The organism is Bacteroides sp. CAG:633 (assembly GCF_000435115.1).
Classification (GTDB): domain Bacteria; phylum Bacteroidota; class Bacteroidia; order Bacteroidales; family Bacteroidaceae; genus Bacteroides; species Bacteroides ndongoniae.
This window is the reverse complement of record NZ_FR883096.1, coordinates 21,625-45,452: the sequence shown is the minus strand read 5'-3', so window position 1 is coordinate 45,452 and position 23,828 is coordinate 21,625. Positions and strand designations below refer to the sequence as shown.

The window sequence follows — 23,828 nt, the reverse complement described above, 5'->3', positions numbered from 1 at the left end:
AGCATGAAAGTAAGTTTTTTTATAGACAGGCCCGTTTTTTCGGCTGTCATATCTATATTGATTGTCATTGTGGGTATCATCGGTCTGACGATGCTCCCTATTGACCAGTATCCTCAGATTACTCCGCCGGTCGTGAAGATCAGTGCATCGTATCCGGGAGCCAGCGCGCTGACCGTGTCGCAGGCTGTGGCTACTCCGATCGAACAGGAATTGAACGGTACGCCGGGTATGCTCTACATGGAGTCGAACAGTTCCAACTCGGGAGGTTTTTCGGCAACCGTCACATTTGATATTTCTGCCGATCCTGACCTGGCGGCTGTAGAAATTCAGAACCGTATCAAGCTGGCAGAATCGCGTTTACCGGCCGAGGTGGTGCAGAACGGTATTGAAATAGAAAAGCAGGCAGCCAGTCAGTTGATGACGCTCTGCTTGACGTCGGATGATCCTAAATTTGACGAAATCTATTTAAGTAACTTTGCTACCATTAATGTGCTCGACCTGTTGCGCCGTATTCCCGGAGTAGGACGTGTGTCGAATATCGGAAGCCGTTATTATGCCATGCAGATCTGGGTGGATCCGGCCCGTCTGGCCAATTTCGGCTTGACAGTGCAGGATGTACAGAATGCATTGAAGGATCAGAACCGTGAATCGGCTGCCGGTGTATTGGGTCAACAACCTGTCACAGGACTTGATATTACAATTCCTATTACTGCTCAGGGACGTTTGTCCAGTGCGGCCGAGTTTGAAGAAATTGTGCTTCGTGCCAATGCCGACGGTTCACTGATACGTTTGCGCGATGTAGCACGTGTTTCGCTCGAAGCGCAGTCGTACAATACGGAGAGTGGTATCAACGGTGGAAATGCAGCAGTGTTGGGTATATACATGCTGCCGGGAGCCAATGCCATGGAAGTGGCCGAGAATGTGAAGAAAACAATGTTGGAAATCAGCAAGAGTTTTCCCGAAGGCCTGTCGTATGAGTTCCCCTTCGATATGACGACTTACATATCGGAATCCATTCACGAGGTATACAAGACATTGTTCGAAGCATTATTCCTGGTAATTGTGGTGGTATTCCTTTCGCTGCAGAGCTGGCGTGCTACCGTGATTCCGATTGTAGCTGTGCCTATCTCGCTGATCGGTACTTTCGGATTCATGCTTATCTTCGGATTTTCGCTCAATATATTGACTTTGTTGGGATTGGTGCTTGCCATCGGTCTGGTGGTGGATGATGCCATTGTGGTTGTGGAGAATGTAGAGCGTATTATGGAAGAGGAACATCTGAATGCTTACGAAGCCACCAAGAAAGCCATGGACGGACTGACCAGTGCTTTGATAGCCACTTCGCTTGTTCTTGCTGCTGTGTTTGTGCCGGTTAGTTTTTTGTCAGGTATTACAGGACAGTTGTATCGTCAGTTCAGTGTGACGATTGCTGTGTCGGTATTGCTTTCGACGGTAGTGGCATTGACGCTGAGTCCTGTGATGTGTTCGCTGATCCTGAAGCCGACTGATCCCAATAAACCTAAAAACCGTGTGTTCCGTGCCATTAACCGCTGGCTCGACTTGGGCAATCACCGTTATGTGGCTATTATCAAGCGTGTCATTAAGAATCCGCGTAGAGTGATGGCTGGTTTTGGAATGGTACTGGTGCTTATCTTTGTATTTTATCGACTGATACCGACCAGCTTCTTACCTGTAGAAGATCAGGGGTATTTCACAGTAGAGTTGGAAATGCCGGAGGGTACTACTTTGGAACGTACACGTACTGTGACAGACCGCGCCATAGACTTCTTGATGAAGATGCCGGAAGTGGAGTATGTTCAGAGTGTTGCTGGTACCAGCCCGCGTGTGGGAACAAGTCAGGCGCGCAGTCAGCTGACAGTGATTCTGAAGGAATGGAAGGAGCGTGACGATACGACTATCGATAAGATTATGAACCGTGTGAGCCGTGAGTTCAATGAATATCCCGAGTGTAAAGTATATCTGTCGACTCCGCCTGTTATTCCGGGACTGGGTACATCGGGAGGTTTTGAAATGCAGCTCGAAGCTCGTGGTGATGCTACGTACGAAAATCTGGTACAGGCAGCCGATACTTTGATGTATTATGCGTCGCAACGTAAGGAGCTGAGCAGTCTGTCCTCGTCATTGCAGGCCGAGATCCCACAGCTGTATTTCGATGTAGACCGCGATAAGGTGAAAATGGTGGGAGTGCCTATGGCCGATGTGTTTTCAACGGTGAAAGCCTATACGGGTTCGGTTTATGTGAACGACTTCAATATGTTCAACCGTATTTATCGTGTGTATTTGCAGGCAGAAGCATCTTATCGTGAGCATCGCGATAATATCAACCTTTTCTTCGTAAGAGGAAGCAATGGTGCCATGATTCCGCTTACTGCACTGGGTAATACAGAATATACGACGGGACCTGGAAGCATCAAACGTTTTAATATGTTCAATACGGCTGTTATCCGTGGTACGGCAGCTCAGGGCTATAGCTCGGGACAGGCAATGGAACTGATGGAACAGATTGCCCGTGAACATTTGCCGGATAATATCGGTATTGAATGGAGTGGATTGTCTTATCAGGAAAAGCAGGCTGGCGGACAGACGGGTTTGATTCTGACATTGGTATTCCTGTTTGTATTCCTTTTCCTGGCTGCGCTTTACGAAAGTTGGAGCATCCCCATTGCTGTATTGCTTTCGTTGCCGGTGGCTGCGTTGGGAGCTTATATGGGTGTTGCAGCATGTGGACTTGAAAATGATACTTATTTCCAGATCGGTCTGGTGATGTTGGTGGGATTGGCTGCCAAGAATGCCATCCTTATCGTAGAGTTTGCTAAAGACGAAGCCGATGCCGGAAAGGATGTTGTACAGGCTGCCTTACATGCTTCACACTTGCGTTTCCGTCCTATTCTGATGACTTCATTGGCCTTTATCCTGGGTATGTTGCCTATGGTGATTGCCAGCGGACCGGGTTCTGCCAGCCGTCAGGCTATCGGTACGGGTGTTTTCTTCGGAATGATTGTGGCGGTTACGGTAGGAATCGTGCTGGTACCTTTCTTCTTTGTCATGATATACAAGGCGAAGAACAAGCTGAAAAAGGTGCGCTCGTAAAGGACCTGAGTTTTTATCTACAAACAATAAATAACAGATTATGATACATACCTTATATAATAGACTTTCGTTGTTTCTTGTTGCCCTTTTGTTGCTTTCGGGGTGTCAGCTGGGCAAACATTATACACGTCCGGAGCTCGAACTGCCAGCTTCGTTGCAGGATTCGGCTCACCGATCGGATGCCTTGTATACCGATACAACCAGTTTTGCCGATTATCCCTGGGAGTGGCTGTATGCGGATACTTTGTTGCAGGGACTGATTCGCAAGACACTGGTTTATAACAAAGACATGCAGATGGCTGCAGCCCGAGTGAAAGAACTGGCTGCTATGAAGCGCATTGACGTTGCCAACATGTTCCCTTCGGTCGGACTACGTGCTTATGCAGAGAAAGAAGCTGATGATTATGGTGGTGATCACTACAATCCGGATAATGAATTTGAACTGAAAGGAGTGATTTCATGGGAACTTGATCTTTGGGGAAAACTTCGCTGGGCGCGTGATGCCAGCCTGGCAGAGTTTGTCGGTTCAATTGAAAGTCGGCGTGCTTTGCAGATGAGTCTTGTGGCACAGGTGGCTCAGGCTTATTTCGAACTGGTGGCACTGGATAACGAGTTGGCTATTGTACAACAAACGTTAGAGGCACGTCGGGAGAGTCTTCACCTGGTACGTTTGCGTTATGAAGGAGGACTTATTTCTGAAATTCCCTTCCGTCAGGCGCAGGTGGAATTGGCGAAAACTGAAACTTTGGTCCCGGATTTGGAACGAAAGATTACGCTGAAGGAGAATGAATTGTCTTTCCTGACCGGTGAGTATCCGCACAGCATACGGCGTACACCTATTACGGTAGATATCGTGTTGCCCGAGAATTTGCCTGTAGGTCTTCCTTCCACTTTGCTTGAACGTCGTCCGGACGTACGTCAGGCCGAGCAGGATTTGATAGCAGCCAATGCAGCGGTAGGTGTGGCTTTTACGAGCCTGTTCCCCAGTATTACGCTGACTGCAAACCTAGGTGCTGAGAGTGAAGAACTGTCGGACATTTTGAAGTCGCCTTATCACTTGCTGAGCGGTACACTGTTGCAACCTATCTTTGCCATGGGCAAGAATCGCGCCCGTCTTAAAGCCAAGAAGGCCGCTTGCGAACGTGCTGCTTATGCTTACGAGAAAGCTGTGCTCAGTGCATTCAAAGATGCCTATAATGCAATTACCGAGTTCAATAAGATTAAGGATATCTATGATACGCGTCAGCGTCTGGAACAGTCGGCCAAGTCCACGCTCGAACTGGCACAGTTACAGTATGTGAACGGAGCTATTGGTTACATGGATCTGCTCGATGCACAGCGTACCTACTTCGATGCCCAGCTTAGTTTGAGTTATGCCATCCGTGACAAGCGTATCACGATGGTTAACCTTTACAAGGCACTTGGCGGGGGATGGGAATAAGCTGAAAAACGCAACTCTACTACGGATAACTCCGATTTTTACAGGTTATATATCTTTTGCTTGTCAACAAGAGAAAATCCCTGTGAAAATCGGAGTTACTCGTGATAAGAGTTTGTTTGGGAACCAGGATTCTTTTTGAAAGTAGGAGGCATTCAGTACAAAGAAAACCTGCCGAATTAAGATGTTGCTTTCATTCCGTCATGTTGACTGGAACGAAGCGGAACCGAATCATCTCCATACTTATTTAGAATCATAATTCTCCTATCGCTTTTAATACAAGGAACAAAATCAGCATAGCGGCAAGGCTGAAGGCCAGGAGGTTGAATAAACCTGATGTAAGCAGACACTTTACAGCAGTCTTGCCCCATCCATCGCGGTAGACGGTGTGCATGGATACAAGCTGGTAGAACAGCAATACCACAGGTGAGAGGAAGATGATGGCATCTTGTACAGTACCAGTGTTGATATCGTTGTCACGTCCCAGGTTGAATTCCCAAAGTAAGATACTTGCAGGTACGGCCATCAGTACAAGCAGAAAACTGCTCAGATGTGTGGCATGGGCAAAGTGTTCCATGTATCGTCGGCGTGGATAGAAAGCCTTAAACAGTAATGCCTGTAGGGGCAGGAGGAACATCAGGAACATGGGGGTCCACTTGGACAACTGACCCAGTACGAACGATGCCGTGGCCTGATGGTGAAGCTGGTCTTTCTGATCAATACGCGTCATCCAGTCATACGTGTCAGCTGTAATACGTCCTGTTACCGAGTCGCTAGGCATGTTGTGGTAGAACAGTTCTTCCTCATCCATTTCGCCCAGTTTGGCAGTCTTGCGCAATATGTTGGCTTCAGTCTGATTCTCCTCGTGAAGGGCAGTACGTGTCAGGCAGGAGTCGAAGAGCAGGCGGGGGATCGTGACCAGATTCAGTTCGTCGCCGCGGTCCTCGTAATGCAGACGGACAAGGCTGTCGGCCTGTGTTGCTCCGCGTGCATCCAGCACCTTGCGCAGCGTTTCCATATTGTAGGCGTAGATGGTAGTGTCTGGCAGAGCTGTGGCATCTGCCCGTCTCAATGTGCTCATCACTGTATCGGGAATCTGTTCTCCTGCCATTGTCAGCAGTGCCCGTCCGGTAATCCGTTCGGTAGCCATGAAGAAGAAGGTGAAGAATACGACGGAAATGAACATGTATAGGCGGAAGGGGTGAACGTAGGAGTTGATTTTACCTTCGTTGAACTCGTTGGTCAGAAATCCCGGTCGGGTAAACATCAGCCGGAGCGTCATCCATACCTTACCGTCAAACTGATACATGTTTTCGAAGTACTGACGGATGTATTTCCACATGGGCTGATGGATATCGAGCGCATACTGTCCACACTGGTGGCAATACATACCTTTCAGTTTCGTTCCGCAATTCATGCAGTGCGTGTAATTGGGACGGGTGTTACGACGGATACGGCGCAGACGCATGGCTTCGATGTTGCGACGGATACGTCGGCGGCGTTGGTTGAGTATTTCAGTGATTCTCATTGTCCATTCTTTATTTTTCATTCTTTCGTTCTTCATTTTTCATTTATAAGGTATCTGCTTCCGTTGCTAGCAACCATACTAATAGGGCACAAGCCAGCAACGTGGCTATAAGGGTGAACAAGGTAAAAAACAGCAAGGCTTTCAAGCTTGTTTTCACCCACCCTTGGCGGTAGACTGTATGGAAAGACACCAGCATATAGATGAACATGACAAGGGGGAAACCGACAAGGGTGATGCGAAGGGAATTCAATTGTACTGTGTTGAGTGTCTGCTGGTTTGCCAACAGGTCATCGATGCCGTATGCGAAAAGCGGTACCAGCGGAACACAAAGCAGGATGAGAAAAACGGTGTTCAGGTGGATAGCATGAACAAAATGCCACATGTAAGGCATACGTTTGCTTTTGTAGAACAGTTTTAGCATGGCTGCAAAAAGAGGTAGGAGGAACATCATATAAAAAGGTGTCCATTTGGAAAGGCCCCCTACAACGTTGTTAGTAAACTGTTCCTTTTGCAGAGTATCTACTTCAGCGTCTTTTTCTACGTCATCGGTCCAAATGTAGACTTTTTGCGGTTGCAATACCAAGCTGTCGTTTTCTGTACGTATACTGTCAACCCGGAAAGCCCGAATGGCTGCTACATTGTCGGGACCGTAATTCTTGCCGTCTATCCAATTTTCTATATTCAGATTTTTTAGGGCACGTGATTGTTTGATGAAATCCCAGTCCTGTGGCGCGATGTTGGTCTGGTGGAAACAGGAGTCGACCAGCAGGCAGGGAAGGGTAGTGCGCGAGAGACCATAAGGGTTGTCTATGGGCTGGAAGTGTATCAGGCTATCAGCATTTTCCACGTTGAAACGAAGTGATAGGGTCTTGACCAATCGGGGCACCTGATACAGGTAGATGGTAGTATCGGCCTTGGTCTCGGATTTCTTCATCTGCTCTACAATATTACGGCGGAGCAATCCGTCGTTCAGGGCGTTGAAATCGTTTGCCCGTTCACCCACCAGCATGAAGAACACGGCGAAGAATACCACCGAGATACACATATATAAACGGAAAGGGTGAACATAGGAATTGATTTTGCCCGCATTGAATTCTGCGGTAAGAAAGCCTGGGCGCGTGAACATGTACCACAGGGTACGCCATATCTTGGTGTCGAATTGATAAACGTTTTCGAAATATTGCCGGATGTATTTCCAGAATGGTTGCTCGGTGTCTAACGCGTACTGTCCGCATCGGTAGCAGTACATGCCTTCCAATGGTGTGCCACAGTTTTTGCAATAGGAATATTTGGGTATTTTCTTTTTACGTATCCGTTTCAGACGGACAAGTTCTATTTTGCGGTGTACACGCCGTGAGCGTGTTTCCCAGTATTCTTTCCACTTTTTTAGCATACGATGTAGTATTGATTTCCTTGCTTATCGGGCGGCAAAAATATAAAAAATGTGATAGATACTTACTTTTCGCTACCAAAAGTTATGTAATCTACCGAAAAAAGCCGAAATTTGCGAGGTTTTAAAAATGTATATACACCTTTAAATTGAATAAATATGACTAAAAGTGCATTGCAGATTGCAAGGGCTGCTTATCAGCCCAAACTTCCGAAAGCGTTGAAAGGAAATGTAAAGGCTGTGGCAGGTGCTGCTACTCAGTCTGTTGCTGACCAGGAAGAAATCAAGAAATTGTTCCCTAACACGTATGGAATGCCTTTGATTAGGTTCGAGGCTACCGATGAAGCTACCAGCTTCCCCGCTCTTAATGTGGGTGTGATTCTTTCAGGTGGACAGGCTCCTGGTGGACATAACGTGATTTCCGGTTTGTTCGACGGTATTAAGAAACTGAACAAAGACAGCCGTCTTTATGGCTTCATCCTTGGCCCCGGCGGTCTGGTAGACCATAATTATATGGAGTTGACAGCTGATATTATTGATGAATATCGTAACACCGGTGGTTTTGATATCATCGGATCGGGTCGTACCAAGCTGGAGAAGGAAGATCAGTTCGAAAAAGGATATGAGATCTTGAAAGAATTGAATATCAAAGCTCTGGTTATTATCGGTGGTGACGACTCTAATACCAATGCCTGCGTATTGGCCGAATATTATGCAGCCAAGAACTATGGTATACAGGTAATCGGTTGTCCTAAGACTATCGACGGTGACTTGAAGAATGAAATGATTGAAACCAGCTTCGGATTCGATACTGCCTGCAAGACTTATTCTGAAGTAATCGGTAACATCCAACGTGACTGTAACTCCGCACGCAAGTACTGGCACTTCATCAAGTTGATGGGCCGTTCGGCTTCTCACATCGCTTTGGAGTGTGCCCTGCAGGTACAGCCTAACATCTGTATCGTTTCAGAAGAGGTAGAGGCAAAGAACATGTCTTTGGACGATGTTGTAACTTACATTGCCAATGCTGTAGCTGCCCGTGCTGCCGAAGGTAATAACTTTGGTACGGTTCTTATCCCCGAAGGTCTGATCGAGTTCATTCCTGCCATGAAACGTCTGATTGCCGAACTGAATGACTTCCTGGCTGCCAATTCAGAAGAATTTGCACAGATCAAGAAGTCTGCTCAGCGCGACTATATCATCCGCAAGCTGTCTCCTGAAAATTCAGCTATTTATGCAAGCCTTCCCGAAGGCGTGGCACGTCAGCTGACTCTGGATCGTGACCCGCACGGAAATGTACAGGTATCTCTGATCGAGACTGAAAAACTGTTGTCTGAAATGGTTGCAACTAAGTTGTCTCAGTGGAAAGCCGAAGGCAAGTTTGTTGGTAAGTTTGCTGCTCAGCACCACTTCTTCGGTTATGAAGGCCGTTGTGCTGCTCCTTCTAACTTCGATGCAGACTATTGCTACTCGCTGGGTTATACTGCAGCATCGCTGATTGCTAACGGTAAGACCGGTTACATGTCATCTGTACGCAATACAACAGCTCCTGCTGAAGAATGGATTGCCGGTGGTGTGCCCATCACTATGATGATGAATATGGAACGCCGTAACGGTGAGATGAAACCTGTAATCCAGAAAGCATTGGTTAAGCTGGATGGTGCTCCTTTCAAAACTTTCGCCGCACAGCGTGACCGTTGGGCTAAAGAAACGGATTATGTATATCCGGGACCGATCCAGTACTTCGGACCTACAGAAGTATGCGATCAGCCTACTAAGACATTGCAACTGGAACAAGGTAAGTAATGTATTATAAGCAAGTCTTGTCAGTCCTGGGCTGACAGGTAAATAGGCTACAAGGCAAGTAAACCGGCATGTATCGGTTTACCTCCTTGTAGTCTTTCGCTTTATAGAGATTTTGGGCAATTCTTTTTTATCTTTAGGTTATTATTAAAAGTTTGTATTTTGTCCACTAAAAAAAGAAACACAGCAAGCCGTAAGCCTTCTTCCTCCTTATCCCGTTCTTCGGGCGGACACAGGGCAAAAAAACGGAATCAGACACGTGTGATGCCTAAATGGCTGCGCAATGTGTTGGCTGTATGTATCGTTTTGTTTCTTTCGGCATCTTTTTATTGTTTTTTTGTCCGTCCTTATGCTTATCGTTGGAAGCCTTGTTATGGCAGGAAGGGGTATGGCGTATGTATACCTTGCAGTTACGAAGTGCATGGAATTGACATTTCTCATTATCAGGGAGATATTGACTGGCCGATGCTGGCACGTAACAGGCAGTCCGATTTCCCGATTCATTTTATTTTTATGAAGGCTACCGAGGGAGGAGACCATGGTGACTCTTGTTTTGCCAGAAACTTCAGTAAAGCGCATGAATATGGTTTTGTTAGGGGAGCATATCATTATTTTATTCCCCAGACAGATCCAGTGAGGCAGGCCGATTTTTTTATTCATACCGTACAATTGGACAGTGGAGACTTGCCACCGGTACTTGATGTGGAAACTCTTGGCCGTAAGACTGTGGATGAATTGAAGGCCTCGGTGAAAATATGGCTCAATCGGGTAGAACAGCATTATGGCATTAAGCCTATTTTATATACTTCGTATAAATTCAAGCAACGCTATCTTAACGACTCAGTTTTTGATACCTATCCTTATTGGATTGCTCATTACTATGTGGACTCAGTTCGTTACAGGGGGCGTTGGGACTTCTGGCAATATACAGATGTAGGGCGTGTGCCAGGCATTGAAGAAGAAGTGGATTTGAATGTTTTTAATGGAACATTGGAAGAGTTGACAGGGATGACACTGAAGTGATTGCGGCATTTTTATCTGTATTGTTCACAGATGATTTGCGCCTTTTGATAAGATAAGATGCAGTTAGGCTTGGTCAAATTTGAAAACTTTGGTTTTCATTTGTCTCTGCGCTCACCTTTCATTATCTTTGCCGGCTCAGAAGTAGAAAGGTATAGTTTTACTTATTTAGGAAAAAGTATGGATAACGAACAGAAAAAGATTGCAGTTCTTTTCGATTTTGACGGAGTTGTCATGGATACAGAAAAGCAGTATAGCATATTCTGGCATAAGATTGGAGTAGACTATTTGTCCATGGACAATCTCGAACTTCTTATTAAAGGTCAGACGTTGACTTACATATATGATAATTTCTTTTCGGGAAAAGAACAGGAATTACAGAAAATAACAGAGCAGCTGGATAACTTCGAGCAACAAATGAAGTACGAATATATTCCGGGTGTGCTCGATTTTATTGCAGATTTACGGAAGCATGATGTAAAGATCGCAGTTGTAACAAGTTCGAATGATAAAAAAATGGGAGCTGTTTACCGTGCCTGTCCGGAAGTGAAGACACTTTTCGACCGGATTCTGACTGCGGAGATGTTTACCCGTTCGAAACCTGCTCCCGATTGCTTCCTGTTGGGGATGGAGGTGTTTGGCACTGAGCCCGAAAATACATATGTTTTTGAAGATTCATTCAATGGACTGAAAGCCGGTATGGCTTCTGGGGCGAATGTCGTCGGACTGGCTACAACCAACTCCCGTGAGAGTATCGCTCCGTTCTGCCATTATATTTTGAATGATTTCGAAGGTTTCACATACAAGAAAATGCTCGAAATCCGAAAATAGGAACCTATCGGGAAGAGGCAGAAACTTATATTTATTTGGTACATGAAAAAGTAATAACTTAATATTTATAGAAATGGCTGGATATATTTCAGATGACACTCGTAAAGTGACTACACATCGCCTTGTAGAAATGAAACAGAGAGGCGAAAAAATTTCTATGCTGACTTCGTATGACTATACTATGGCACAGATTGTAGACGGTGCCGGTGTAGATGTGATACTGGTTGGCGATTCGGCATCGAATGTAATGGCTGGTAATGTGACTACATTGCCTATTACTCTTGATCAGATGATTTATCATGGAAAATCTGTAGTACGTGGCGTGAAACGTGCCATGGTAGTAGTCGACATGCCTTTCGGTTCTTATCAAGGTAATGAGATGGAAGGATTGGCATCGGCTATACGTATTATGAAAGAGAGCCATGCAGATGCGTTGAAGCTGGAAGGTGGAGAAGAAATCATCGGTACAGTGAAGCGTATACTTAGTGCAGGTATTCCCATTATGGGACATTTGGGACTGATGCCGCAATCCATCAATAAATATGGTACGTATACCGTACGTGCCAAAGATGAAGCTGAAGCCGAGAAACTGGTGCGCGATGCTCATTTGCTTGAAGAAGCAGGTTGCTTTGCCATCGTATTGGAGAAGATTCCGGCAGTTTTGGCTGAGCGGGTGGCACGCGAGTTGACTATCCCTGTCATTGGTATAGGTGCTGGTGGCGGAGTAGACGGACAGGTCTTGGTTGTTCAGGATATGTTGGGTATGAACAATGGTTTCCGTCCACGTTTTCTGCGTCGTTATGCCGATTTGCATACAGTGATGACTGACGCTATTAGCCGTTATGTCTCTGATGTAAAGAATTTGGATTTTCCGAATGAAAAAGAACAATATTGAGCATACGCAACTCTCTCCAGGATTCAGGCGGATGTGCATGGCAGGATTTTTCCTCCATGCAGCCGCCTATATGCCGTTCCCGTTGTTGGCTGTCGGATTGGGCAGTGAGGGTGTGTATTTCTATTTGCTGATGCTGGCAGGCTTGTTTCTGTCCGGACCGTTCAATGCATATTTGGGAGATGCCTGCTATCGGAAAAGCGTGTTTGTATGGCCTGCTGCCATTTTGCTGGTTGCATTGTTTGGCTATATTTATGCAGACGGTTTGGCGGAATGGGGAGCATTGGCTCTGATAGAGGGTGCATGCTGGGGCCTGACTTCTGCTGCCGGGGTTACCTTGAGCATCGATGTGACCGAATCGGGGAATCGTACCCGGGCGAATGTTGCCTATGCACGTTGGAATTGCATTGGAATGGCTGTCGGTATGTTTTTGGGCTTCTGGCTATACTGGCAATATGCCATTACAGTGGTTTTGTATGTTGCAACAGTAGTGGGCGTATTGGGCATATTGGAAGCCAGCCGTATTCATGTACCGTTTCGGGCACCTATGGGAATGAGGCTCTGCAATCTTGACCGTTTCATATTGCCGCGTGCCTGGTTGCCGGCTTTGAATGTGTATTTGCTGACTCTGGCCTGTGGGATATTTGCTTCACTAGTGGTATGGGAGGCTGATGCGTTTTGGCTGTATGGGCTGCTGTTGTTGGTTATGATTTTGTTGCTGTCCGCCGTCCCCTTGGTGCGTATGTTTGTCCGGCTTTCGCAGCATTGTCAACGTGGAACGAGCAATACTACCCTGAACCTAGCTATTGATGCCGGTATGATAAGTGGTTTTGCGATAGCAAGCTGGCAGCCCAATGAAACATCACTGTATATTGGAAGTGTTACTGCGGCTGTGTCAGTGCTGATGTTTATAATGGCTACCTGTCCGTATTATAAAAATAAAAGAGTGAGATGATGTTATTTTCTCACTCTTTTTATTTTTGGAATAAACCGGTTAAATAGGGGATAAAGATAATAAGCCCTATGATGACTGCTATGCATGCGCATACCAATACAGCTCCTGCCGCAATATCTTTCACCTGTCCTGCTATGGGATGTCTTTGTGGAGAAACAAGATCTACCAATCTTTCGATGGCTGTATTAAAAAGCTCGGCACTGATAACCATGCCGATGCACAGCAGAATAACAAGCCATTCGGTTCGTGTGATATGGAACAGGAATCCGGCAATGATGACTAATACAGTGGCAATCAGGTGAAAGCTAAGGTTCTGCTCCTTCCCTATGCAACTGTATAAGCCATGCCATGCATATCCGAAACTTCTTATCTGCTTTTTGAAATCGTATTTCATATTCAGTTTCTTGATACCTGTTTTACTCCTTTTACGGTTCTCAGTTTTTTGATGAGAGCTTCCAGACGGCCCGTATCGCCAACCATTACGGTCAGTGTTCCCGAGAATAGTCCGTCGTGAGAATCAATACTGATACTACGCAGGGTAATTCCCATTTCTTTAGAGATAATAGAGGTAATATTGGTAACAATGCCAATATCATCATGCCCGACTACACGCAATGTGATAGGATATTGTGTGCCTTGTGATTTTCCGGCCCAACGTGCTTTCACAATACGGTAGCCAAAGCGTTCGCGTAAATCGCTGGCGTTGGGACAGTCGGTGCGGTGAATTTTGATTCCGCCGGTAACACTGACGAAGCCGAATACGTCATCTCCATAAATAGGATTACAGCAACGTGCCAGTTTGAATTCCAGTCCCTTCAGGTTCTGGTCGATGACGAGTACATCTTCCTTGTTGCTTGTTTCCTCAAGCAAAGGAGATTGAAGGTTGTATCCTTCTGCGCTGCGGTATACAACCTCATCGTGCGCATCGTTTTCTTTTTTCTGCAGTTCGATGTATTTATCCAGTATGTCGTTGACGTCAATCGTTTCATTAGCAATCGCCTGATAGAAATCTGTCACCACTTTATAACCCATGCGTTTGATGAGACGCATCATGATGGCTTCATCGTATTCCAGCTTCCGGTTCTTGAACTTGCGCTCCAGTGTCTCTTTGGCAAAGTCATGCTGTCCGGCAGCCATTTCTTTCAGAGCTTGGCGTATTTTGGTACGGGCTTTCGACGTGGTTACAATGTTCAGCCAGTCTTGTTTGGGAGTCTGGGTATTCGATGTCATTATTTCTACCTGGTCACCACTATGCAATACTTGCCTGAGTTGGGCGTTCTTGCCGTTTACTTTGGCACCGATGCATTTACAACCCAATTTGCTGTGAATGTGAAAAGCGAAATCGAGTACAGTAGCTCCTTTGCCCAGTTTGAACAGGTCGCCTTTGGGGGTGAAGACAAAGACTTCATCTTCATACAAGTCCAGTTTGAACTGATCCATTGTTTCCAGTCCGTTACTGTCCGAACTTTCCAATGCTTCGCGTACGGAAGTCAGCCATTCGTCCAGTCCGCTTTCGCCTTTTATTCCTTTATAGCGCCAGTGGGCAGCCAGACCACGTTCGGCGATTTCGTCCATTCTTTCGGTACGGATCTGTACTTCCACCCACTTGCCTTCCGGTCCCATTACCGTGATGTGGAGCGATTCGTAACCGTTGCTCTTAGGCACAGACAGCCAGTCGCGCAAACGTTTGGGATTGGGCTGATACATATCTGTTACGATAGAATATGCCTGCCAGCATTCCAGTTTTTCTTTGTCCCGTTCAGAGTCGAGGATTACCCGGATGGCAAACAAGTCGTACACACCCTCGAACGGACATTTCTGTTTTTTCATCTTCTGATAGATGGAATGTATTGATTTGGTCCGTCCTTTGATGTGGAACTTCAGTCCGGCCTCTTCCAGTTTCTTTTGTACCGGGGCAATGAAAGAGGCAATGTATTTGTCGCGCGAAGCTTTGGTTTCGTTCAGTTTATCCTTGATGTGATAATATACTTCTTTCTCCGTATATTTCAGTGAAAGGTCTTCCAGTTCCGATTTCAGTTTATACAGTCCCAGCTTGTGAGCGAGTGGGGCATAAAGGTATGCGGCTTCATTGGCAACCTGTCGGCGAGCCTCGTCGTTCTCGCTGTTCCTGATCTGTCGCATCACGTTTACACGGTCGGCAATCATAATCAGTATGACCCGCATGTCTTCGGCAAATGTAAGCAACAGGTTTCTGAAATTTTCCGATTCGATGGTAGGGCTTTTCGTGTACAGTTCCTGTATACGTATCAGTCCTTGTATGATTCTTGCAACATCTTCTCCATACTCGGCCTGTACCTGTTCGAGGCTATAGCTGCCGCACCGGACAGAGTCATGCAGCATCAGGGCCAGGATGGAGGCACGGCGCATACCGATTTCTTCGGCCGTTATAACCGCTGTCTGCATATCCTTGATGATAGGGTTCAAGCCGAATATATCCCGTTGGATAAAGTTCTGTTGTATGGCATTGATAAGGTGAGTTTTCAGCTTTTTACAGTCATCCTTTTGCAATGTGTCACCCGAAAGTTTCAGCAGTTTGCGGTAAAGTGAGAATAGTTCTTTTTTCTCATCTGTAGTGAAAAAAATCTCTGTTGCCATGGTCATTTGTATTTTATTTGCCAAAGGTAGTTTTTTTCTTGTTTTTTCTTATCACAGTTGCATTTTTTTTATACTTTTGGGGGTCAATTAATAAATTTAGATAAATATGATAACACCCCAGGACAAAGATTTGCTTGTAAAGAAAGGCATTTCGGAAGAACAGATTGCAGAACAGTTGGCATGTTTTGAGAAAGGTTTTCCTTTTTTGAAGTTATATGCAGCTGCTTCTGTTGAAAATGGTATATTGGCTCCCGATGCTGAGGTTCAGAAAACATATCTGGACGCATGGGAAGCTTATACACAGACTGATAAAACAGTGGTAAAATTTGTACCGGCTTCGGGTGCGGCCAGCCGCATGTTTAAGAATATGTTTGAGTTTTTGGGCGCTGATTATAATGTCCCTCAGACAGATTTTGAAAAGAAGTTCTTTGAGAAGATTGAGCATTTTGCTTTTTACGATGATTTGAATGCGGCATGTCTGAAGACCAAGGGCAAGGATATTCCTGCTTTGCTGAACGAGGGCGACTATAAGGCTGTGGTGGCAGCTTTGCTGGAATCGGCAGGCTTGAATTACGGCTCTTTGCCCAAAGGATTGCTGAAATTCCATAAATATGAAGACGGAAGCCGTACTCCGGTAGAGGAACATCTGGTAGAAGGTGCTTTGTATGCAGCCAACCGCAATGGCAAGGTTAATGTACATTTCACTGTATCTCCCGAACATCGTGCTTTCTTTAAGGCTCTGATCGAGGAAAAGGCTGCTCTTTATGCCAAGAAATATGGAGTGGATTATAATATTACATTCTCTGAGCAGAAGCCGAGCACAGATACCATTGCTGCTGATATGAACAATCAGCCTTTCCGTGATAAGGGACAACTCCTGTTCCGTCCGGGTGGACATGGTGCTTTGATTGAGAACTTGAATGATCTGGATGCTGACGTTATTTTTATCAAGAACATCGATAACGTTGTACCTGACAAGCTGAAAGGCGACACCGTTTTATATAAAAAACTGATAGCAGGTGTACTGATTACCTTGCAACAACAGGCTTTTGCATATCTGCAATTGCTGGACAGCGGAAAATATACTCATGAACAGATTCTGGACGTATTGCAGTTCTTGCAAAAGAAACTTTGCTGCAAGAATCCGGAAGTGAAGAATCTGGAGGATGCCGAACTGGTTATTTACCTGAAAAAGAAACTGAATCGTCCGATGCGTGTATGCGGTATGGTGAAGAATGTAGGCGAACCCGGTGGAGGTCCGTTCCTGGCCTATAACAGCGATGGCACTATTTCGTTGCAGATACTGGAAAGTTCGCAGATTGACATGAACGATCCGCAGAAGAAAGAAATGTTCGAAAAGGGAACTCATTTCAATCCGGTAGACCTGGTATGTGCAGTGCGCGACTATAAGGGACATAAATTCGACCTTACGAAGTACGTAGACAAATCGACCGGATTCATATCCCATAAATCGAAAAACGGAAAGGAACTGAAAGCATTGGAACTTCCCGGACTGTGGAACGGAGCCATGAGCGACTGGAACACGATATTTGTAGAAGTGCCGTTAAGCACATTCAATCCGGTGAAGACCGTGAACGATTTGTTAAGAGAACAGCATCAATAACTGTTCGTTCGTTGGATTTGAAAAAGAATGGAGGGTGCAGCGTATTTTTGATGCACCCTCGCATATAAAATTAGTAGATAGATAATGAAAAAAATTTTGTTGTTAGGCTCTGGTGAATTAGGTAAAGAGTTTGTAATAGCCGCTCAACGTAAAGGACAATATGTGATAGCTTGCGATTCGTATGCCGGAGCACCGGCCATGCAGGTCGCCGATGAATGCGAAGTGTTCAGCATGCTCGACGGAGATGCTTTGGAGCGCGCAGTACGTAAGCACAATCCGGATATCATTGTGCCGGAAATCGAAGCTATCCGTACGGAACGTTTATACGATTTCGAGAAAGAAGGCATTCAGGTGGTACCCAGTGCACGAGCCGTGAACTATACGATGAACCGTAAGGCCATCCGCGATTTGGCTGCACAGGAATTGGGATTGAAGACTGCTAAGTATTATTATGCCAAATCGTTGGAAGAGTTGAAAACTGCTGCCGAAAAGATTGGTTTCCCTTGTGTGGTTAAACCCTTGATGTCTTCTTCGGGCAAGGGGCAGTCGCTGGTCAAGAGTGCCGACGAACTGGAACATGCCTGGGAGTATGGTTGCAGCGGAAGCCGCGGAGATATAAAGGAACTGATCATCGAGGAATTCATTCACTTCGATAGCGAAATTACGCTGTTGACCGTCACTCAGAAGAATGGTCCTACGTTGTTCTGTCCTCCCATCGGACATGTGCAGAAAGGCGGAGACTATCGTGAAAGTTTCCAGCCGGCTTACATCGATCCGGCACATTTGAAAGAGGCACAGGAAATGGCTGAAAAGGTGACCAGAGCTTTGACCGGTTACGGTATATGGGGAGTGGAATTCTTCTTGAGCCATGAAAATGGTGTGTATTTCTCGGAATTGTCTCCGCGTCCTCATGACACAGGCATGGTTACACTGGCCGGTACTCAAAACCTGAACGAGTTCGAACTGCACCTGCGTGCTGTTTTAGGTTTGCCCATTCCTGGCATCAAACTGGAGCGTATGGGTGCCAGTGCAGTTATCCTTTCGCCGATAGCCAGCCAGGAGCAGCCTAATTATAGAGGACTGGAAGAAGTCACTAAAGAAGAGGATACCTATTTGCGGATTTTCGGAAAGCCTACTACACGTGTCAATCGCCGTATGGGAGTCGTATTGTGCTATGCGCCTCTTGGCAGCGATCTGGATGCTTTGCGTGACAAGACAAAGAGCATTGCAGCCAGGGTAGAGGTTTATTAAGTGCCGCTCCATCCTGAATAAGCTAAAAAGCCTTGAAAAGGGTTTTGTTATCAGCATGTCGGCAACAGGAAAGTGTGTCAGATTAAGGAACCGCTTTCCTTTAGGCACGTATTACACGGAATTTTGCGGATGATTATTCTTCTTTCTCTGCGTTCCTCCGTGTAATCCGTGCCTAAAATATATCAAAATGTCAGCCACTTTTGGCTTTGACACCTCCTCTTTTTCTGTATGTGTGAAAAGAGTCGTATGGCCTGAATTTTGCTGGGCTGACTGGCCCGATTTTTTCCCAGTTAGGAAAAAATATTTTCCCAGTTAGGAAAATAATTTTCTCTAGTTAGGAAAAAAATATTGGCTAACTTGAAAGAATCTCTCTTTGGGGCGGCATGGAGATACGGCTTTATCCCATCATATCCAATGTTAACTGATGTTGCAGTTCTTGCATTAAAATGTCCTTTTTCTACCTTTAATCATTCAAAAAAGTATTTTTTGTCCAAAAAATCTTATTGGGAAGAACAACCACATGCAATTTGTTCGTAAATTTGTGACGAAGTTAATTACGATAATAAAAAAAAGCTTATGTCACAGATTGTCGGACATATCTCACAGGTGATTGGACCTGTTGTAGACGTCTATTTTGAAGGTACAGAGACTGAACTGGTGCTGCCAAGCATTCATGACGCATTGGAGATCAAGCGTCCGCATGGGAAACGACTGATAATCGAAGTACAGCAACATATTGGTGAGAATACAGTACGAACTGTAGCCATGGACAGTACGGATGGCTTGCAACGTGGTATGAACGTATACCCGTTGGGAGGCCCGATTACCATGCCGGTAGGCGACCAGATTAAGGGCCGTCTGATGAATGTGGTGGGTGACTCTATCGATGGTATGAAGGAATTGGACCGTACGGGAGCATATCCTATTCATCGCGAACCGCCCAAGTTTGAAGACTTGACAACTGTTCAGGAAGTTCTCTATACAGGTATTAAGGTAATCGACTTGCTCGAACCTTACAGTAAAGGTGGTAAGATCGGTCTGTTTGGTGGTGCCGGTGTAGGAAAGACGGTGCTCATCCAGGAGCTGATCAACAACATCGCCAAGAAACAGCACGGTTTCTCCGTGTTTGCCGGAGTTGGTGAGCGTACCCGTGAAGGTAACGACTTGCTGAGGGAAATGATCGAATCCGGTGTTATCCGCTATGGTGAAGAATTCAAGAAGAGTATGGAAGAAGGCAACTGGGACTTGTCCAAGGTCGATTATAATGAAGTGGCCAAGTCGCAGGTTTCGCTGATATTCGGTCAGATGAATGAACCCCCTGGAGCACGTCAGTCCGTAGCTCTGTCAGGACTTACGGTAGCTGAATCTTTCCGCGACCGTGGCGCTGAAACAGACGGACCGCGCGATATCCTGTTCTTTATCGACAATATCTTCCGTTTCACCCAGGCTGGTTCCGAAGTATCGGCTTTGTTGGGACGTATGCCTTCGGCTGTGGGATACCAACCGACACTGGCTACGGAAATGGGTGCCATGCAGGAACGTATCACGTCTACACGCAACGGCTCTATTACTTCCGTACAGGCTGTATATGTGCCGGCCGACGACTTGACCGACCCTGCGCCTGCCACAACCTTTACCCACTTGGATGCAACAACCGTACTTAGCCGTAAGATTACGGAATTGGGCATTTATCCTGCCGTAGATCCGTTGGAGTCTACTTCGCGTATTCTTGATCCGCACATTGTAGGTCAGGAACACTACGACGTGGCACAGCGTGTGAAGCAGATTCTGCAGCGTAACAAGGAATTGCAGGATATCATCTCCATCCTTGGTATGGAAGAGCTGTCTGATGCCGACCGCACGCTGGTGAACCGTGCCCGTCGCGTACAGCGTTTCCTTTCGCAGCCATTTGCTGTGGCCGAACAGTTTACCGGCGTTCCCGGTACGATGGTTTCTATCGAAGACACGATTAAGGGCTTCAAGATGATTCTTGACGGCGAAGTGGACTATTTGCCGGAACCGGCTTTCCTGAATGTCGGAACCATTGAAGAAGCAATCGAGAAAGGTAAGAAACTGTTGGAACAGGCTAAGAGATAACGGAAATGAAGGATTTGCATTTAAATATTGTTTCGCCCGAGAAGGAAATCTTTGACGGAGAAGTAGACAGCGTTACATTGCCGGGTGCGATGGGGTCGTTTACCATACTGCCGCAACATGCACCCATCGTTTCGTCACTGAAGGCCGGATTGGTCTCCTACGTGACGAAAGATGGTAAAGAGCATTCGCAGGAGATTCATGGAGGCTTTATCGAAATGAGCAATGACACCGTTTCCGTTTGCATCGAGTAAAAAAGATGCCGGATTAAGATAGTAAAAAAAGAGAGAGGACTTAAATCAAAATACAGGAAAAAGTGAGCATTAGTATAACTAAACGTAATTATTTGTTACAATCGGCTTTGCTGACATTGCTGATTGGTGTGTGTGGAGGCGGAATCTATTTTTCTTTCTTTCCTCATCACTATTTTGGAGGCTATCCCATTATTCCTGTATTCTTTTTTGTCTTCGGAGTGTTTACTATCAGCATGACGGAAATGTGCCGCAAGCACTCTCCCAAGTGGATGTTGCAGATATACTTGCTGCTGAAAGTGATGCGGATGCTGTTTGCCATCATTGTGATGGCTATTTATTGCGTTGCTGTCCGTGAGGAAATCCGGGCTTTTTTGCTGACGTTTATTGCAAATTATCTGATTTATTTGATATATGATTCATGGTTCTTCTTCACGTTCGAAATGAACCGTAAAGCGAAAAAAAGTAAGAAAGATGAAACGAAAGCATAATACGTGGTTCGTAATAATCCTGTTGATGGGATTCCTCTTTTCGGAAACGGTGTATGCCGACACTGTGGCTGCGGTGACTCCCGCCAGTCAGGCAGATACGACTGTCGTACAAAAGAGCGAATCGGCAGAAAAGGAGCAGGAAGAAGGTACAGTTGATGTGAAAGAAATTGTTTTCGGGCACATCGGCGATGCCTATGAGTGGCACATCACTACGTGGGGAAAAACTCATGTCACTGTCCCTCTGCCTATTATTGTCTACAGCCAGACAACGGGATGGCATGTGTTCTCATCGGCCCGGCTCGAAGAGAATAACGGGTCATACGAAGGTCTTTCCATTGCCCCCGAAGGCAGCCGTTACGAAGGGAAGCTCGTAGAGTATGATGCCCAGGGCAATGAAGTACGCCCGTGGGATTTCTCGATTACCAAAGTAGCCTTTGCACTGATATTCAATAGCCTGCTGCTGATGATTATCATTCTGAGCGTGGCACGCTGGTACAAGAAACACCCGCAGGACAGTGAAGCTCCCGGAGGTTTTGTCGGCTTTATGGAGATGTTTATCATGATGGTCAACGATGATGTTATCAAGAGTTGTGTGGGACCCAAATATCATAAGTTTGCTCCCTATTTGCTCACAGCTTTCTTCTTTATATTCATCAACAACCTCATGGGGCTGGTTCCTTTCTTCCCGGGTGGTGCCAATGTGACGGGTAACATAGCCGTTACGATGGTGTTGGCCGTATGTACCTTTATTGCGGTCAACCTGTTCGGCAACAAGGCATACTGGAAAGACATATTCTGGCCCGATGTTCCCTGGTGGCTGAAGGTACCTTTCCCGATGATGCCCCTGATTGAGTTTTTCGGTGTGTTTACCAAGCCGTTTGCCTTGATGATCCGTCTTTTTGCCAATATGCTGGCCGGACACATGGCCATGCTGGTACTGACAAGTCTGATATTCATATCGGCCAGCATGGGACCTGTACTGAACGGTTCGTTGACGTTTGCTTCGGTGCTGTTCAACATCTTTATGAATGCGTTGGAGCTGCTGGTAGCCTTTATCCAGGCTTATGTGTTTACCATGCTGTCGGCCGTGTTCATCGGATTGGCGCAGGCGGAACATGAAGAAAAGAAAGAGATAAAAACAGAAAAAGAAATACGAGAATTGAATAACTAAAAAAATAACCATTTAAAAATTTAGAAAACTATGTTACTATCAGTATTATTACAAGCCGCTGCGGCAGGTGTGGGAGTCAGCAAATTAGGTGCAGCATTAGGTGCTGGTATTGCTGTAATTGGTGCCGGTCTTGGTATTGGTAAAATTGGTAGCTCCGCTATGGAAGCCATTGGTCGCCAGCCCGAGGCATCAGGAGATATCCGTATGAACATGATTATTGCTGCCGCTCTGATTGAAGGTGTGGCTCTGTTGGCAGTCGTTGTGTGTCTGTTGGTATTCTTCCTGTAATGACCGGAGGGTACCTCCTGTTTCAATTGATAATTCTTAATTTGTAAGTTGCCGGGTTAACAGGTGCGTAAGTTCTTCCGTTATGGTGTTGAAACATCGAAGGACTGACAAGCTTATGAATCCGGAAACCGAGAAACTAAATAGTTAGAAATATGTCATTGTTATTACCCGATAGTGGTCTGCTGTTCTGGATGCTTCTTTCGTTCGGCATTGTGTTTGTAGTGTTGGCGAAGTATGGCTTTCCGGTGATAACCAAGATGGTTGAAGGCCGTAAGACATACATCGACCAGTCTATGGCAGTAGCACGCGAGGCGAACGCTCAGCTTTCGAAACTGAAAGAAGAAAGTGAGCAACTGGTGGCTGCCGCCAATAAGGAACAAGGACGCATCCTTCGGGAAGCGATGCACGAGCGCGACAAAATCATTGTCGAAGCCCGTAAACAAGCAGAAGTCGCTGCGCAGAAGGAACTGGACGAGGTAAGAAGACAGATACAGCTTGAAAAAGAAGAAGCCATACGCGATATCCGCCGTCAGGTGGCCATGCTTTCTGTAGATATTGCAGAGAAAGTTATCCGCAAGAATCTGGATGATAAAGACGAACAGATGGGCATGATCGACCGTATGCTGGATGAAATTTTGGCTGCTTCGAGAAATAAACAGAATTAATGTTGAATTGTAATTCCTGATGAAAGGGATGCTTTCTCTGGAACTTCCGACTTATATCAGGAATTGCGATTCTGTAGTTGAATTTAGATAAGATGGATATAGGAATTGTTTCAGTGCGGTATGCCAAAGCACTTATGAAATACGCCCAGGATACGAAAACGGAAGATTCGGTCTACGCATGTGTGCGTATGCTCGAACATAGTTTTCAGAATCATGCGGATTTACATGCTGCGTTGGATAATCCCATTTTGACGATACGTGAGAAGTATTCGCTTATCAGTACGGCTGCTGCCGGAGATGCTCCAGTAAGTCATGAATTCAGCCGTTTCATAACATTGGTGCTGAAGAATGGCCGTGAAAGCATGCTCCGATACATCTGTTTGGCCTTTTTGGATTTATACCGGAAGAG

The 23,828-nt window shown here is 45.9% G+C and carries 20 protein-coding genes; 16 read left to right on the top strand and 4 right to left on the bottom strand.

Annotated elements, in window-relative coordinates; genetic code table 11:
* Positions 1 to 3: 3 nt before the first annotated feature.
* Positions 4 to 3,111 carry an efflux RND transporter permease subunit gene (locus QVP67_RS10120; RefSeq protein ID WP_022163444.1) on the top strand — a complete coding sequence of 1,036 codons (3,108 nt, stop codon included), beginning with the start codon at positions 4 to 6 and terminating at the stop codon, positions 3,109 to 3,111.
* A 37-nt stretch (positions 3,112 to 3,148) separates the two neighbouring features.
* A complete protein-coding gene (locus tag QVP67_RS10115; RefSeq protein ID WP_071149774.1) occupies positions 3,149 to 4,552 on the top strand; it encodes an efflux transporter outer membrane subunit in 1,404 nt (467 codons plus the stop codon).
* A 250-nt stretch (positions 4,553 to 4,802) separates the two neighbouring features.
* Here QVP67_RS10115 and QVP67_RS10110 read toward each other — a convergent pair whose 3' ends face one another.
* On the bottom strand, positions 4,803 to 6,098 hold the full coding sequence (locus QVP67_RS10110; RefSeq protein WP_022163442.1) for a DUF3667 domain-containing protein: 1,296 nt from the start codon (positions 6,096 to 6,098) through the stop codon (positions 4,803 to 4,805).
* A 22-nt stretch (positions 6,099 to 6,120) separates the two neighbouring features.
* Positions 6,121 to 7,470: a DUF3667 domain-containing protein gene (locus QVP67_RS10105; RefSeq protein WP_022163441.1), complete on the bottom strand. Its 1,350-nt coding sequence runs from the start codon at positions 7,468 to 7,470 to the stop codon at positions 6,121 to 6,123.
* A 156-nt stretch (positions 7,471 to 7,626) separates the two neighbouring features.
* On the opposite strand from QVP67_RS10105, the gene QVP67_RS10100 reads away from it, so the two are divergent.
* The 5 genes from QVP67_RS10100 to QVP67_RS10080 all read left to right on the top strand — a co-directional run bounded on the left by QVP67_RS10100 (position 7,627) and on the right by QVP67_RS10080 (position 12,968).
* The gene (locus tag QVP67_RS10100) at positions 7,627 to 9,273 is read left to right on the top strand and encodes a diphosphate--fructose-6-phosphate 1-phosphotransferase (protein ID WP_022163440.1); all 1,647 of its coding nucleotides are present in this window, start codon (positions 7,627 to 7,629) and stop codon (positions 9,271 to 9,273) included.
* Between the two features lie 261 nt (positions 9,274 to 9,534).
* Positions 9,535 to 10,293, top strand: a complete 759-nt coding sequence (locus tag QVP67_RS10095; protein ID WP_288180102.1) for a glycoside hydrolase family 25 protein — start codon at positions 9,535 to 9,537, stop codon at positions 10,291 to 10,293.
* Between the two features lie 177 nt (positions 10,294 to 10,470).
* On the top strand, positions 10,471 to 11,121 hold the full coding sequence (locus tag QVP67_RS10090) for an HAD family hydrolase (RefSeq protein WP_071149769.1): 651 nt from the start codon (positions 10,471 to 10,473) through the stop codon (positions 11,119 to 11,121).
* Positions 11,122 to 11,194: 73 nt separating this feature from the next.
* Positions 11,195 to 12,016 carry a 3-methyl-2-oxobutanoate hydroxymethyltransferase gene (panB, locus tag QVP67_RS10085; protein ID WP_022163437.1) on the top strand — a complete coding sequence of 274 codons (822 nt, stop codon included), beginning with the start codon at positions 11,195 to 11,197 and terminating at the stop codon, positions 12,014 to 12,016.
* Positions 11,997 to 12,968 (top strand): MFS transporter, encoded by a 972-nt coding sequence (locus QVP67_RS10080; protein WP_022163436.1) that lies wholly within the window; start codon positions 11,997 to 11,999, stop codon positions 12,966 to 12,968. The genes panB and QVP67_RS10080 overlap by 20 nt, the downstream gene beginning before the upstream one ends.
* A 19-nt stretch (positions 12,969 to 12,987) precedes the next feature.
* Here the strand turns inward: QVP67_RS10080 and QVP67_RS10075 are convergent, their stop codons facing one another.
* A complete protein-coding gene (locus QVP67_RS10075) occupies positions 12,988 to 13,362 on the bottom strand; it encodes a diacylglycerol kinase family protein (protein WP_022163435.1) in 375 nt (124 codons plus the stop codon).
* Positions 13,363 to 13,364: 2 nt separating this feature from the next.
* A complete protein-coding gene (locus tag QVP67_RS10070) occupies positions 13,365 to 15,584 on the bottom strand; it encodes a RelA/SpoT family protein (RefSeq protein WP_022163434.1) in 2,220 nt (739 codons plus the stop codon).
* A gap of 106 nt (positions 15,585 to 15,690) precedes the next feature.
* Between QVP67_RS10070 and QVP67_RS10065 the strand changes: the two genes are divergently transcribed.
* The 9 genes from QVP67_RS10065 to QVP67_RS10025 all read left to right on the top strand — a co-directional run.
* Complete coding sequence (locus tag QVP67_RS10065; protein ID WP_022163433.1) at positions 15,691 to 17,208, top strand: DUF4301 family protein; 1,518 nt, start codon at positions 15,691 to 15,693, stop codon at positions 17,206 to 17,208.
* Between the two features lie 84 nt (positions 17,209 to 17,292).
* Entirely contained in the window at positions 17,293 to 18,459 is a 1,167-nt protein-coding gene (gene purT, locus QVP67_RS10060; protein WP_022163432.1) for a formate-dependent phosphoribosylglycinamide formyltransferase, read from the top strand.
* Between the two features lie 576 nt (positions 18,460 to 19,035).
* A complete protein-coding gene (gene atpD / locus QVP67_RS10055; RefSeq protein WP_022163431.1) occupies positions 19,036 to 20,556 on the top strand; it encodes a F0F1 ATP synthase subunit beta in 1,521 nt (506 codons plus the stop codon).
* A gap of 5 nt (positions 20,557 to 20,561) precedes the next feature.
* Complete coding sequence (atpC, locus tag QVP67_RS10050; protein ID WP_022163430.1) at positions 20,562 to 20,807, top strand: ATP synthase F1 subunit epsilon; 246 nt, start codon at positions 20,562 to 20,564, stop codon at positions 20,805 to 20,807.
* 68 nt (positions 20,808 to 20,875) lie between these two features.
* The gene (locus QVP67_RS10045) at positions 20,876 to 21,295 is read left to right on the top strand and encodes a hypothetical protein (protein ID WP_071150728.1); all 420 of its coding nucleotides are present in this window, start codon (positions 20,876 to 20,878) and stop codon (positions 21,293 to 21,295) included.
* Positions 21,279 to 22,466, top strand: coding sequence for a F0F1 ATP synthase subunit A (atpB, locus tag QVP67_RS10040; RefSeq protein ID WP_022163428.1), 1,188 nt, complete (start codon positions 21,279 to 21,281; stop codon positions 22,464 to 22,466). Before QVP67_RS10045 ends, atpB begins: the two co-directional genes overlap by 17 nt.
* Positions 22,467 to 22,496: 30 nt before the next feature.
* Positions 22,497 to 22,754, top strand: coding sequence for an ATP synthase F0 subunit C (gene atpE / locus QVP67_RS10035; RefSeq protein ID WP_022163427.1), 258 nt, complete (start codon positions 22,497 to 22,499; stop codon positions 22,752 to 22,754).
* A gap of 152 nt (positions 22,755 to 22,906) precedes the next feature.
* Positions 22,907 to 23,419, top strand: coding sequence for a F0F1 ATP synthase subunit B (gene atpF / locus QVP67_RS10030; protein WP_022163426.1), 513 nt, complete (start codon positions 22,907 to 22,909; stop codon positions 23,417 to 23,419).
* A gap of 92 nt (positions 23,420 to 23,511) precedes the next feature.
* Positions 23,512 to 23,828: F0F1 ATP synthase subunit delta (locus QVP67_RS10025; RefSeq protein ID WP_288180101.1), on the top strand; the 317-nt coding region annotated here is incomplete at its 3' end.